At 59.2% G+C, this 13,237-nt stretch carries 17 protein-coding genes; 10 read left to right on the top strand and 7 right to left on the bottom strand.

The genetic code is table 11. The features are described from left to right. From ABL914_RS10470 to trmFO, 5 genes are all read left to right on the top strand, one after another. On the top strand, nt 1-193 hold a 193-nt coding region (locus ABL914_RS10470), incomplete at its 5' end, for a hypothetical protein (RefSeq protein WP_391563129.1). Continuing rightward, nucleotides 190-528, top strand: a complete 339-nt coding sequence (locus ABL914_RS10465; RefSeq protein WP_391563128.1) for a hypothetical protein — start codon at nt 190-192, stop codon at nt 526-528. The genes ABL914_RS10470 and ABL914_RS10465, both read left to right, overlap by 4 nt. A gap of 5 nt (nt 529-533) precedes the next feature. Next, entirely contained in the window at nt 534-1,004 is a 471-nt protein-coding gene (locus tag ABL914_RS10460; protein WP_391563127.1) for a hypothetical protein, read from the top strand. 70 nt (nt 1,005-1,074) lie between these two features. Then, nucleotides 1,075-1,296 carry a DUF4170 domain-containing protein gene (locus ABL914_RS10455; protein WP_391563126.1) on the top strand — a complete coding sequence of 74 codons (222 nt, stop codon included), beginning with the start codon at nt 1,075-1,077 and terminating at the stop codon, nt 1,294-1,296. Further along, a complete protein-coding gene (gene trmFO / locus ABL914_RS10450) occupies nt 1,293-2,645 on the top strand; it encodes a methylenetetrahydrofolate--tRNA-(uracil(54)-C(5))-methyltransferase (FADH(2)-oxidizing) TrmFO (protein WP_391563125.1) in 1,353 nt (450 codons plus the stop codon). Before ABL914_RS10455 ends, trmFO begins: the two co-directional genes overlap by 4 nt. Here trmFO and ABL914_RS10445 read toward each other — a convergent pair whose 3' ends face one another. Together ABL914_RS10445 and ABL914_RS10440 are read right to left on the bottom strand one after the other, a co-directional pair. Beyond that, nucleotides 2,646-3,125 carry a hypothetical protein gene (locus ABL914_RS10445; RefSeq protein ID WP_391563124.1) on the bottom strand — a complete coding sequence of 160 codons (480 nt, stop codon included), beginning with the start codon at nt 3,123-3,125 and terminating at the stop codon, nt 2,646-2,648. 32 nt (nt 3,126-3,157) lie between these two features. After that, nucleotides 3,158-3,808 (bottom strand): hypothetical protein, encoded by a 651-nt coding sequence (locus ABL914_RS10440; RefSeq protein WP_391563123.1) that lies wholly within the window; start codon nt 3,806-3,808, stop codon nt 3,158-3,160. Nucleotides 3,809-4,046: 238 nt separating this feature from the next. Here ABL914_RS10440 and ABL914_RS10435 point away from each other — a divergent pair, with 238 nt between their 5' ends. From ABL914_RS10435 to ABL914_RS10415, 5 genes are read left to right on the top strand one after another with little or no spacing between them, the layout of a single operon-like run. After that, the gene (locus ABL914_RS10435; RefSeq protein ID WP_391563122.1) at nt 4,047-4,190 is read left to right on the top strand and encodes a hypothetical protein; all 144 of its coding nucleotides are present in this window, start codon (nt 4,047-4,049) and stop codon (nt 4,188-4,190) included. After that, nucleotides 4,191-4,385, top strand: coding sequence for a hypothetical protein (locus ABL914_RS10430; protein WP_391563121.1), 195 nt, complete (start codon nt 4,191-4,193; stop codon nt 4,383-4,385). Between the two features lie 25 nt (nt 4,386-4,410). After that, the gene (locus ABL914_RS10425; RefSeq protein WP_391563120.1) at nt 4,411-6,348 is read left to right on the top strand and encodes a pilus assembly protein TadG-related protein; all 1,938 of its coding nucleotides are present in this window, start codon (nt 4,411-4,413) and stop codon (nt 6,346-6,348) included. Continuing rightward, nucleotides 6,345-6,947, top strand: coding sequence for a TadE/TadG family type IV pilus assembly protein (locus ABL914_RS10420; RefSeq protein ID WP_391563119.1), 603 nt, complete (start codon nt 6,345-6,347; stop codon nt 6,945-6,947). Before ABL914_RS10425 ends, ABL914_RS10420 begins: the two co-directional genes overlap by 4 nt. Beyond that, nucleotides 6,944-7,648, top strand: coding sequence for a TadE/TadG family type IV pilus assembly protein (locus ABL914_RS10415; RefSeq protein WP_391563118.1), 705 nt, complete (start codon nt 6,944-6,946; stop codon nt 7,646-7,648). The genes ABL914_RS10420 and ABL914_RS10415 overlap by 4 nt, the downstream gene beginning before the upstream one ends. A gap of 2 nt (nt 7,649-7,650) precedes the next feature. On the opposite strand, the gene ABL914_RS10410 is transcribed toward ABL914_RS10415, so the two are convergent. The 5 genes from ABL914_RS10410 to ABL914_RS10390 form a co-directional block, all read right to left on the bottom strand. Next, nucleotides 7,651-9,024 carry a pyruvate dehydrogenase complex E1 component subunit beta gene (locus ABL914_RS10410; protein WP_391563117.1) on the bottom strand — a complete coding sequence of 458 codons (1,374 nt, stop codon included), beginning with the start codon at nt 9,022-9,024 and terminating at the stop codon, nt 7,651-7,653. Then, complete coding sequence (pdhA, locus tag ABL914_RS10405) at nt 9,024-10,088, bottom strand: pyruvate dehydrogenase (acetyl-transferring) E1 component subunit alpha (protein WP_391563116.1); 1,065 nt, start codon at nt 10,086-10,088, stop codon at nt 9,024-9,026. The genes ABL914_RS10410 and pdhA overlap by 1 nt, the downstream gene beginning before the upstream one ends. Before the next feature lie 89 nt (nt 10,089-10,177). Then, nucleotides 10,178-11,302, bottom strand: coding sequence for a tRNA guanosine(34) transglycosylase Tgt (gene tgt / locus ABL914_RS10400; protein WP_391563115.1), 1,125 nt, complete (start codon nt 11,300-11,302; stop codon nt 10,178-10,180). A gap of 10 nt (nt 11,303-11,312) precedes the next feature. After that, nucleotides 11,313-11,735: a hypothetical protein gene (locus ABL914_RS10395; RefSeq protein WP_391563114.1), complete on the bottom strand. Its 423-nt coding sequence runs from the start codon at nt 11,733-11,735 to the stop codon at nt 11,313-11,315. A 53-nt stretch (nt 11,736-11,788) separates the two neighbouring features. Then, nucleotides 11,789-13,219 (bottom strand): carotenoid oxygenase family protein, encoded by a 1,431-nt coding sequence (locus ABL914_RS10390; RefSeq protein ID WP_391563113.1) that lies wholly within the window; start codon nt 13,217-13,219, stop codon nt 11,789-11,791. Nucleotides 13,220-13,237: the final 18 nt, after the last annotated feature.

Here is a 13,237-nt window from a genome sequence, read left to right as displayed (position 1 = left end):
GCTGGTGTTCTTCACGCTGATGGCGCTGGTTCTGGGGCTCACCCTGGCCTTGTCTGCCAGCATTGGACCGTGGCTGGCCACGGCGGTGATGGTGCTGGGACTTTCACTGGCAACCGGACTTTCGGCGATGGCCGCCGCGCGCCGGTGGAAACGGATGGCCAGCCAATTGGCCAAGCAGGATCCCGCGCCGTGAACGAAGCCGAACGCCGCCTGGGCGAAGACCGCGCCGTGCGCCGTTCAGCGCGCGGGCTGTTTGATCGGCGGCTGGCACAAGTAAAGGCGGACTATCAAGCCCGCGGAGTGCCGGATCGGATCAAGGCCAAAGCCGCAGCTGAAAGCCGAAAGGCGCTGGATACCGCGCTTGACGTTGCGGGCGAAAGCAAAGGGATCATCGCCGGAACGGTGGCGGTCTTGCTGCTGTGGTTCTTGCGCAACCCACTGTTTGATCTGGCCCGCCGGATTCTGGGCTCTGGGCCAGATGAGGTTCAGGATCGCCCGGCTAGCGCCGAGCCTGAGGATCAGGAGTAACCCAAGTGAGTGAAGCCGAAGACCGCCGCAGCCGCATCAAGCAAAGCATTGCCGCATCGCAGGATCGGCTAAACCGTGAAAGCGGCAGCCTGCCTGCCCTGCCCAGGCGCGAGCCTTTGCCCGATCGTTACCCGCCAGAAGACTATCGCAGCCTGGCCGCAGAATATCCGATGCTGACCGTGGCCGCCGGGATTGGCCTTGGCCTGCTGGCCGGTGCAATATTGCCCAAGGGTGCGGGCGGCAAGGCTGGCCGGCGCGCCATGGGCCTGGCTGCTGCAGCCGCCGAACTTGGCCTGGTGCTGAGCAAGCAAGCGCGTGATCGTGCCGCCGATGCCGGCCGCGATGGCCTGTCTGAACTGGGCGAACGCACCACCCCGCTGCGGCAACGCGCCGTCCGCGCTGGTGGCTCTGCCCGCAGCAAGGGCGTGCGTCTGGCTGGTGAAGCAATCAGGCTGGCCGCAAAGCTGCGCAAATAGGGCGCTGCCCTTGCGCGAAGCCGCGCCCGGCACTATGGGCGCGCCTTCCTCTTTCCCCAAGGCTACGCGTATGAGCAGTCAGAAACTGCACCTTGTCATTGGTGGCCGGGTCAAAAACCCGCAAGGCCTTGAATTCGTCGATCTTGATCAGATGGATTATGTCGGCGTCTTTGACAATTATTCCGAAGCGGAAGACGCTTGGCGCAGCAGCGCGCAGCGCACGGTTGATAATGCCGAAATGAAATATGTTGTGGTCCATCTGCATCGCTTGCTCCAGCCAGAGCTTCCTTGACCCCTGACGTTCACATCATCGGCGGCGGCCTGGCTGGCACCGAGGCGGCCTGGCAACTGGCCAAGCGCGGTGTGCGTGTGCGCCTTTCGGAAATGCGCGGCGGCGGCGATAGCACCCCGGCGCATCAGGGTGCGGGCCTGGCCGAACTGGTCTGTTCCAACAGCTTTCGATCCGACGATCATGAGAACAATGCAGTAGGCCTGCTCCACCACGAAATGCGGCAGCTGGATTCACTGGTGATGCGCGCTGCCGTGGTGGCACAGGTTCCGGCCGGATCGGCGCTGGCGGTTGATCGCGATGTCTTTTCGGCCGAAGTGGAACAAGCCCTTGCTGCGCAGCCCACGCTGGAAGTGGTGCGTGAAAGGATCGATGTTCTACCCGCAGCTGGTCTTACAATCGTCGCTACCGGCCCGCTCACTGCGGCTGCCCTCGCCCAAAGCATCGGCTCTGCCACAGGGGCAGATAGCCTGGCCTTTTTTGACGCGATCGCACCGATCATCCATCGCGATTCGATCAACATGGACGTGGCCTGGATGGCCGCCCGCTGGGATAAGGGCGGCAAGGATTACATCAACTGCCCGATGACCCGCGAGCAGTACTATGCCTTTCACCAAGGTCTGATGGACGGTGAGAAAACCGAATTTCGCGAATGGGAAGCCAATACCCCCTACTTCGAAGGCTGCATGCCCATCGAGGTAATGGCATCGCGCGGCGTGGAAACCTTGCGGTTTGGCCCGATGAAGCCGGTTGGGCTGGATAACCCGCATTGGGCCACGCCAGAGCATCCCAGCGGGCGCTGGCCCTATGCCGTGGTGCAGCTGCGCCAGGACAACAAGCTGGGAACGCTGTGGAACATGGTGGGCTTTCAAACCAAGCTCAAGCATGCCGAGCAGGTCCGCCTGCTGCGCACCATTCCGGGCCTGGAAAATGCAGAGTTCGCGCGGCTGGGCGGATTGCACCGCAATACTTTCCTCAATTCGCCAGAACTGCTTGATCGCCAGCTGCGCCTGAAAAGCGCACCGCATGTGCGCTTTGCCGGGCAGATCACCGGGTGCGAAGGTTATGTTGAAAGCGCTTCGGTGGGTTTGCTGGCCGGGCTGATGACCGCGGCAGAGCTGACCGGTGACGAATGGCTTGGCCCACCCCAAACAACCGCCCTGGGGGCCTTGCTCAGCCACATTACAGGGGATGCCGAAGCCGAAACATATCAGCCGATGAATATCAATTTCGGCCTGTTTCCAACCCTTGGCGATATCCGGAAAAAGCAGCGCAAGGCCGCCTATACCGATCGTGCAAAAGCTGATCTGGCGCTGTGGCGCAGTACCAGCCCGGTTTTGGCTAGCGCCTAATCAGCAGCGGCAGGCCGGCTTTTTCGATGGCTTGGGCCGGGTTGCGGCAAATTCTCCACGGGTCAGCGCGCCATCCCCATTGCCGTCCGCCCCTTTGAAACGATTGTTGGTTGCCACCGACCATTCTTCAAAACTGAGCAGATTGTTGTGATCGGTATCGAGTTTGCGAAACGCGGCAACGCGCGGCTGCAGCATTTCGGTGCGGCTGACCATATTATCGCGGTTCCGGTCAACCCGGTTAAACCGTTTTGCCTCTTTGGATGGATCCGCTGCATCGGGCGGCGCCGCACCGCGAATTCCCGCGCCGTCCTCATCCGGCAGTTCTTCCAGCGGCAAGCCAGTGGGCTCATCATCCTCGAACCCGGTCGCAACCGGCGGCGGCGGCGCATTGGCATCGATTGAGGCCTGCCCCTGCCACCAGAACAATCCAGCCCCGGCAAGCAGCAAAGCCGAAACCGCACCCAGAATTGTCCTGTTCATGCCCAACACTCCGCAAGTGTGCTTGGTATATGCTAAATACCCAGCATGCCAAGCCGCATTGCAAGCAGTAATCCCCCAGTTCCCTGCGCCGCACCTGCACGATTGAGGCTGCGCCGCGAAAGTCCCCAAAGCACCAGTAATGGCCGCATACTAGGGCCCAATGCCGGCCGTTTGGCCGGCGCGCCTGTTTCAGACTGATTGACCAGCGATTGCCCCCCCTGGCTTGCAGCATGTTCCATCAGATCGGCCAGCGCCCAGCATTCAGCGGCGCGGCGGGCTTCATCTGGATTGCCGCCAACCAGACTGGCCATACTGGCCAAAGCCTGCCCCCGTGCCTGGGCGAAGGCCAGGTGACGCGCGGCATCGTTCTGCTCATCTCCCAGCAGGCTCTCCCAGCCATCAGCCAATACCGCCAGTTCGGACCCGGCCGCATCCCAAGGCGCCAATGCCGCCAACAGCGGTTCACCCGTTGCCCGCTGCTCCAATGGCTTGCCCAATTGCTCACGCCACCACGCAAGTTTCATCTGGGCCAGCAGCGGTTCGCGCGCGGACCCAACGATCGCGGCCAGCCGCGCATCAAGCGCAAACAGCCCCAGAAACAGAGCTTTTGTGGCGCGCGGCGCATAGGCCAGAGCAAGACGGCGGTCCGGGGGCAGCAAGGCCAGCAGGTGGGGATCGGGCATGGCTGCGCAGTCTATCCGACCTTACTTTCAAGGCAACCACGCGGCGAATTAATCAATCGCCACTAAACAGCTGTTAACCCAGAGCCTTCAGAGAGAAGATACTGCGACATCTCCATCTACCTTTTGCGCTCACCCAGACTTTTCGGCTTGCCTGATTTCAATCGGGAAACCGGCATCAATTTAGCATTGACGGCAGTGCGAGCATTCTGGCGCACTGCGGACTACCGACGAGGATATCATGATCAAGCCCAAAGCCGGAGCTTCGAATTCGAACTATTTGCTGGAAAATGACAGCCTGACAGCACTTGCCACCTGGCCCAACACTGTCGGCACATTGGCAATCAAGCTGGAAATCCAGGGCAGCCCTGTATCTTGCGGCTAATTGAGCATCATCGCCATTTCTTGGCTGCCAATCGCCGCGATCCGTCCGGTCTGGGTCAGTAATTCGGCCGCGCCAACACAGCTGCCCGTCAAACTGGCTGGCGATGAAGCAACAACACCTTCCTCGAACGGTAAATTTGTTAACCATCGTTGTTCAACAATGACTTACGTCTGGTCGTTATGGCTGAAAACGTAGAAATCCGTATTGTCTGGGCCAACCGATGTCTGAACCAAGCCGCAAAGCAAGACCAACCAACGCGACGAGCCTGCTGGGCAAGCTTGCCCGCGATAATGCGGGCAACACGCTGGCGATGATCGCCGCCGCGATCATTCCGCTGATGGCGCTGGTTGGCGGCGGGGTGGACATGGGGCGGAGCTATCTGGCTCAATCGCGATTGCAGCAGGCTTGCGATTCCGGGGTGCTGGCCGCCCGCAAAAAGTTGGGAACCACGATCGCGCTAACCGGCACGCCCCCGGCGAACGTCAAGACCGTGGGTGATGCGTTTTTCAACCAGAACTTCCGGACCGGCGCCTATGCCACCAAAAACCGCAGCTTCACGATGACGCTAGAGGCTGACTACGCCATAACCGGGGTGGCGCATGTCGATGTGCCGACGACCATCATGGGCATGTTTGGCTACAAGAACGTCTCGGTTGACGCAAGCTGCCAGGCCAAGCTCAATTTTTCAAACACCGATGTGATGTTCGTGCTCGATACCACGGGTTCGATGCGCAGCAAAAATGATGGCGACACAGTAAGCAAGCTTGACGGATTGAAGCAGGTGGTGCGCAATTTCCACACCCAGATGGAAGGCAGCAAAAGCCCGGGAACCCGGCTGCGCTATGGTTTTGTGCCCTATTCCAACAATGTCAATGTTGGGTTCTCGCTCAAATCCGACTGGCTGGTTGATGATTGGAACTATAATGGTCGCATCCCGCGCGATACCGGCAAGGATATCAGCTACAATTACAACGACATTGTCTGGACCTATGTAAGCGGGACCAGCACCTGGATCGCTCCGTACGATGCCGAATCCTGTCCCGATGATGATTTTCTGGCAACTTATACCAACGTTGTAGACAATCCGGATGGCAGCGGCACAGGAACTGTTACCTACACGGGATCATACTATTATTGCGATATTGGCGCAGACGGATCGACTTTCACCATCTCGGGAACCACATACGATTCATACACCAGCAACTATGTGCGCAGCCCAACGATGGTTGGGACGCGCCGGGACTATGAATGGACCTATAAGCCGGTTTCCCAGAACCTTGCGTTCCTGAAGGGCCCCACCGGTAACGATCCGCCGGTCTCGGCAATGGTCAAGGTCAAGATGTATGGTTCACCCAGCCCCAATCCGGGCGATATCGATGCCTGGTTCAGAGGCTGCGTGGAAGAGCGCGATACCTATGAAATCGACAATTACAGCAGTGTCGATCTAAGCAAGGCGCTCGATCTCGATATCGATCTGGTTCCGACCAAGGGAAATGCGAAAACCCAGTGGCGCCCGATGCTGAACGAGATTTCGTTTGAGCCTGAAATCTGGTGGGATGGCAGCGGTACGTTCAAGTCTCCGGCAAATTCACCCAACGATTACCTGATGGCCGGATGGGCCGGGCTTTCCGGCTGCCCTGCGCCGGCGCGCAAGCTGGCAGAGATGACCAGCGGCGATGTCAATTCGTACCTCGATACATTGGTGGCCGAAGGCTCTACGTATCACGATATCGGGATGATCTGGGGTGGCCGCCTGCTCTCTCCCACCGGCCTGTTCGCCAGTGACAATGTTGATGTTGGCGGCAAGACAACCAGCCGCCACATGATCTTCCTGACCGACGGGCTTACCATGCCGATGGACATTGCCTATGGCACCTATGGCATTGAACCGCTGGATGGCCGGCGCTGGAACCCCAAATCACCCAAGCTGGGATTGACGCTTACTCAAGTGGTTGAAAAGCGTTTTGGGGTGGCCTGTGAGGAAGTGAAAAAGCGCAACATCACAGTCTGGGTGATCGGCTTTGGCATGTCGCTCAATCCGATCATGACTGATTGCGCGGGCGCAGGACACTTCTTCGAAGCCAAGAATTCAGCTGAACTCAATGACATTTTCAGCAAGATTGCTGCGCAGATGGGCGATTTGAGGATCAGCAAGTGATTGCGCGAAGCCCTGCCCGGCTGCTGGCCGACACATCCGGCGCAACGATTGTCGAATTTGCGATGGTCGCGCCGGTGCTGTTGATGACCATGATGGGTCTGTTTGACCTTGGCCACAATATGTACACGTCGCAAATGCTGCACGGTGCAATCCAGAAGGCCGCGCGCGATTCCACGATCGAAGGGGCGGCTTCCAGCACGGCCCATCTCGATGGCATAGTAACCAATGCCGTGAAAGTAATCGCGCCCGGATCAACATTGACCTTCAGCCGCAAAGCCTATTCCAATTTCACCTCGGTTTCCCGGCCGGAAAACTATGACGATGTGAACGCAAACAACACCTGCGATGCAGGCGAGGCGTTTGAAGATGCCAACAAGAACGGCACCTGGGATTCTGACACCGGCAGCGCCGGGTTCGGATCGGCCCGCGATGCTGTGCTCTATACGGTGACGGTAACCTATCCCCGGACCTTCCCGCTCGCCGCGTTTATTCCTGGCCAATCAAAAACCATGACGATGACCGCCATCAATGTGCTGCGCAATCAGCCCTACGGCATGTCCAAGGGCGGCGGTGCTGCGGGGGCCGGGAATTGCACATGAGCATGGTTCAGCACCTGAAACGCCTTTCCCGCAGCACATCTGGCGTAGCGATGACCGAGTTTGCGCTGGGTCTGCCGCTTTTGCTAACCGCCGGGCTGTGGGGGGCAGAGATGGCCAACTATGCGCTGGTCAATATGAAGGTCAGCCAACTGGCCCTGCAACTGGCCGACAACGGATCACGGATTGGTGACACGTCCTCGCTCCAGAACCGCAAGATCTATGAAAGCGACATCAACGACGTTTTCTATGGCGCGCAGCTTCAAAGCGGCAAATCGATAAGCCTCTATGATAATGCACGGGTGTTCATTTCCAGCGTTGAAGTGAAGGTTGCAACCGCTGGTGGCAGCGAGAGCCAGTACATTCACTGGCAGCGTTGTCGCGGCGCCAAGAACGTCGCTTCAAGCTATGGCACCGAAGGCACCGATCTTGGCACCACCGGGATCGGCCCATCGACTGAAAAAGTGGTCGCGCAAGCGGGTGACGCGGTGATCTATGTCCAGGTAAATTACACCTATCAGCCGCTGATTTCATCCAAGATCATTACCAACCGCGATATCCATGCCATCGCCTCATTCACCGTGCGCGACAACCGTGATCTGACCCAGATCTATCAGCGCGATGCGGGTAAGCCCGATCCCGTGCAAAAGTGCGACACGCTGAAAGGCAACATGGTGGTCAGCGCCAAGGGGCTGGTAAGCTAGGGTCAGCGATAGCAAACCCGCTTGACCGCTGCCACAATCCGCGGTGCATCAATGATCGCGGCCTTTTCAAGGTTGGCAGCATAGGGCAACGGAACGTCCTCATCGCAAACCCGCAAGACTGGCGCGTCGAGATGGTCGAAACCCTCTTCCATGCAGATCGCGATAATCTCGCTGGCGATGCCGCATTGCGGCCAGCCTTCCTCTGCCACAACCATCCGGTTGGTCTTGGCAAGCGAGGCCAGGACCGTTTCCTTGTCAAGCGGACGCAGCGTGCGCAGATCGATCACTTCGGCCTCGATGCCTTCTGCCGCCAATGCCTCAGCCGCTTCGAGCGACAAGCCAACCCCGATTGAATAGCTGACAATCGTCACGTCGCGCCCTTCGCGCATGATCCGGGCCTTGCCGATTGGCAGCACATGATCGTCCAGTTCGGGCAGTTCAAAGCTGCGGCCATAAAGCAGCTCGTTTTCCAGAAAGACGACCGGATCGTCGCTGCGGATTGCGGCCTTGAGCAGCCCTTTGGCGTCGGCGGCATCGTATGGCGCAATCACGATCAAGCCTGGTACGGCGGAATACCACGGAGCATAGTTCTGGCTGTGCTGCGCCCCCACCCGGCTGGCGGCACCATTGGGGCCGCGAAACACGATCGGGCAGCGCATCTGCCCGCCCGACATGTAATTGGTCTTCGCGGCGGAATTGATCACATGATCGATTGCCTGCATCGCAAAGTTGAAGGTCATGAATTCAACGATCGGCCGAAGCCCACCCATCGCTGCGCCGGTTCCGATCCCGGCAAAGCCATATTCGGTGATCGGGGTATCAATCACCCGTTTCGCACCAAATTCATCGAGCAGCCCTTGGGTCACCTTGTAGGCGCCCTGATACTGCGCCACTTCCTCGCCCATCACAAACACGCGGTCGTCGCGGCGCATTTCTTCAGCCATGGCATCGCGCAAGGCTTCGCGCAGGGTGATCTGCCGCATGTTTGTGCCGGCGGGGATAGCGGGATCGGCCGGGCGCTGGGTAACGTCAGGCCTAACCGCCTCCGCAATGGGATCGGCAAGTGCTGGCGCCTGAAGCGGCGCTGGCGCTTGGCTGGCTGCGGCCCCGGTATTGGCCGGGGCGGCTTGCGATCCGCCCTCGCCGATCACCGCGATAACGGTGCCGACTTTCACGCCTTCGGTGCCTTCTGCCACCAGAATCTTGCCGATCACGCCTTCATCGATCGATTCGAATTCCATCGTGGCCTTGTCGGTTTCGATCTCTGCCAGGATATCGCCCGATTTGACCGTATCGCCTTCCTTGACCAGCCATTTGGCCAGGGTGCCTTCTTCCATCGTCGGCGAAAGCGCCGGCATCTTCAGCTCGATCCCCATCAGTAGCGCTCCACCAGAATGTCGGTGTAAAGTTCGCTCATCTCTGGCTCCGGTGAATTTTCTGCAAAATCGGCGCTTTCATTAACAGCGGCGCGGATTGCCTTTTCAATTTCCTTCAAGCGATCCTCGCTTATCCCGCGTGACAAAAGCTGTGTCTTGGCGGCGTCAATCGGATCATGCTTTTCACGCATTTCCTGGACCTCTTCGCGGCTGCGGTATTTGGCCGGATCCGACATCGAGTGGCCGCGATACCGGTAGGTTACCAATTCCATCAAGACCGGCCCTTTGCCCGAACGGACATGGCTGGCGGCGATCTCTGCCGCTGCGCGAACCTCAAGCACGTCCATCCCGTTAACGCTCATCCCCGGAATGCGGAATGCGGTGCCGCGGCGGTGGAAATGGGTTTCGGCCGATCCGCGCGTTACGGCGGTGCCCATCGCATATCCGTTGTTTTCAACCACGAACACGATTGGCAAATCCCACAGCGCCGCCATGTTGAAAGCTTCGTAAACCTGTCCCTGGTTGGCTGCTCCATCACCGAAATAAGCCATGCAGATCCCGCCATCCTCGCGGTACTTATGGGCAAAGGCCAACCCTGCCCCCAGCGGCACCTGCGCACCAACAATGCCATGCCCGCCGTAGAATTTGTGGGTGGTCGAAAACATGTGCATCGAGCCGCCCTTGCCCTTGGAAATCCCGGCAGCGCGCCCGGTCAATTCCGCCATGATAACTTTGGGATCGATCCCATAGGCCAGCATATGGCCGTGATCACGGTAGCCGGTGATTACGCTGTCCTTGCCTGCTTCCAGAGCCGATTGCAGGCCAACCGCCACAGCTTCTTGCCCGATGTAGAGATGGCAGAACCCGCCAATCAGCCCCAAACCATACAGCTGGCCGGCCTTTTCCTCAAACCGGCGGATCAGCAACATCTGCTCATAAAACCGCAGCAATTCGTCATCGCTCGCCGCATAGCGCGGGCTGGCTTCAAGCGCTTCTTGAAGGCTGCGCAGTGCAAACGGTTCATCGGCGGCTGCGGATGTGCTTTTCAGACTGGTCTTGGCCAATTTAGGCTCCCCTGGGGATTGGGATGTTATCCAGGGGTTATAGGGCCGTGGCGCCGTAAGGGAAATGGCCGCATACGAATTTGTTGAGTCTAGCCCAAATATCGCGCCCTGAAATCACGCGCAAAGCTGGCAAAGCGCTGTTCGGCGATCGCTTTGCGCATCCCGGCCATCAATCCCTGATAGAATGTCAGATTGTGTTCGGTCAGCAGCATGGCGCCCAAAATTTCACCCGCTTTGATCAGGTGGTGCAAGTAGGCCCGGCTGTAATTGCGGCAGGCATCGCACGGGCAGCTTTCATCAAGCGGGACCGGATCTTCGGCGTGGCGGGCGTTGCGGATGTTGACTGCGCCGTCCCAGGTGAAAGCCTGTCCGTTGCGGCCGGAACGGGTTGGCAGCACGCAATCGAACATATCGATCCCGCGCTCCACCGCGCCAACCAGATCGTCTGGTTTGCCCACCCCCATCAGATAACGCGGGCGATCAGCGGGGAGCATATCCGGCGCAAAATCAAGCACGCCGAACATCGCCTCTTGCCCCTCACCCACAGCCAATCCGCCGATTGCATAGCCATCAAAGCCGACATTTTGCAACGCATCGGCGCTTTCCCGGCGCAGCGCTTCAACCAGCGCGCCCTGCTGGATCCCGAACAGGGCTGAACGTTCGGCATGTTCTTCGCCAGCATCGAACCCGGCCCGGCTCCGCTGCGCCCAGCGCATGCTCATCTGCATCGATTTCTCGATCACATCGCGCGGGGCATCGGCGCGCGGGCATTCGTCGAATGCCATCACAATATCGCTGCCGAGCAGCCGCTGAATTTCCATCGATCGTTCCGGGGTCAGCAAATGGCGCGAACCATCAATGTGGCTGGCGAATGTAACGCCTTCCTCGGTGATCTTGCGCAGTTCAGACAGGCTCATCACCTGATAGCCGCCACTATCGGTCAGGATCGGACGATCCCAGTTCATGAATTTGTGCAGTCCGCCCAGCCGCGCCACCCGTTCTGCCCCGGGGCGCAGCATCAGGTGATAGGTGTTTCCAAGGATAATGTCAGCGCCGCTTGCCCGGACCCCTTCGGGCTTCATCGCCTTAACCGTCGCAGCCGTGCCCACCGGCATGAAGGCCGGTGTGCGAATTTCGCCCCGGCGCATGGCGATTGTGCCAGTGCGGGCCTTGCCATCGGTGGCATGGATGGAAAATTGGAAACGCGGCGTCATTCCGCGCGCGCTAAAGGAAACGGTTGCGTTCTACCAGCCCCACCAAACCTTCACGCAGATCGGCCCAGGCCGCCGCCTCATCCGGTCCCTCTGCTGCGGCGGCAGGTTCCACAACATCCAGAAACGCATCGATAAACCCGCGATACCAATCCGGCGGCACATTCAGCGCAACTTTGTGGTGGGGCACCGAACTATCAAAGGCGATCCGGGCCTCGATCGGATTTTCAAACCAGCCCATCACATAATACAGCGTATTGCCGACCATTTCGGCTTCAAGGCTGCCCGGATTGCGCGGCGAATGATGCGCAAAACTGGCGCGGGCATCAGGGAAACGGGCATAGAAGGCATCCATCACCGGCTGGGTAATGTCTCCCAGTGCCTCAGCCGCGCGCATCAGCCCGGCTTCGATCATTGGCTGTCTTGAATGGATCATGCTTCCCCCCGCACCTTGCTAGGGCAGCGGGAAGGTGCATGTCATGACCTATATCAAAGGTCTGCCAGCCAATTGCCATGGAAGCCCGGCGGGATCCGGTGCGGAATATGCACCACGGCAACCGGCGGCTGGCTGAAATCGCTGGCATCGAGGATCACCAGATCGGTCGTTTCGGCCACTGCATCGATGACATATCCCATCAACCACCCATCGCCTTCAGGCGCATCGGCGCTTCGCGGCACGAACACGAATTCTCCGGGAACCTTGCCGGGCCCGAAATCGTGGACCTGCCGCTCGCCAGTTTGCAAATCGTGGCGATAGAGCGGGGCCTCGCCCAGAAACGCGTCCTCGCCTGGCAATCCTAGCGACCAGACATAGCGATAGTTTTGGCCAAAGAAGCGTTCGTCCGGGCGGGGGAATTCCTGCGGGGCAGGATCGATGGGTGTGCGCGCAACCTTGCGGGTGGCAGGATCACAGGTCCACCGTTCAAGCCCCAGCGGCTTGCCATTGGGGCCATCATAGCCCTGCTCAAACATCGTGGCATAGACTGCACTGTCGATCACCACCCGGCCGCTCTCATCCTCAAACGAATTGGCGACGTGGAAAACATAGCAAGGATCAACATCGCACCAGACAATCTGTTCCGCACTGCCCTGGCGCGGGAGCAATCCCACCCGGGCCTTGTGTTCAGGATTCCAGTGATAGGGGAACTTCTCACCCCCGATCAGCGCCTTCATCGAAAAGGTCACCGGCAGATCGAGGATCACCACATAATTCTTGGTGATCGTGCATTCGTGGATCGAAGGGCCATGCTCAACCGGGATCGGCTGTTGCCGGATCACCGTGCCGCTTTTGTCTAGCACAACGTGCCAAACTGTATTTGGATCGGTGCCTTGATAGGTGATGGCGTGAAATTCGCCGGTCAGCGGATCTTCGTGCGGATGCGCACTGAACGGGCTTTGCAAGGTGCCGCCGAAATCGGAATAGGCAACCGTTTCCAGATTTTCATCGAGCTGCGCAGGATTTGATCCGGCCTCAACTATTCCATAAATTTTGTCGGCAATCTGCACCACATTGGTGTTGACCAGATCGCGATCTGACAACCGCGGCCCCGGCGCAGCGGCAGGTCCACCCTGCTGCGCCAGTTGTTGAGAGCGGATATAGCGATTGCGATACCATTCGGCCTTGCCGCCGCTCAGCCGCACCCCGTGGACCATGCCATCGCCCACGAACCAATGATGCCCGCGCGGGTCTGGTTTGAACGGGTTTGGACCGATCCGGACATAGCGCCCGGCAAGTTGGGCCGGGATAGCGCCAGTAACCGTCAGATCGGTGATCGTCCGTTCTTCACGCATGGGAGTGTGGATTCCGGTCAGAAAGGTATGCTCGGCTGCGCCATCCATCCGGTTGCGATTGAATCCGGCCAATGTCGTCAGACCCTTGGTGACCACACCGCGGATCGCGGTTTCAACTGCACTTGCCATGTTGCGAGTCTCTCTTTA

Origin of the sequence: Novosphingobium sp. (genome assembly GCF_040079535.1) — a bacterium.
Lineage (GTDB): Bacteria > Pseudomonadota > Alphaproteobacteria > Sphingomonadales > Sphingomonadaceae > Novosphingobium.
Note: the sequence above shows the minus strand (reverse complement) of the source record. Positions and strands in the feature narration are given on the sequence as shown.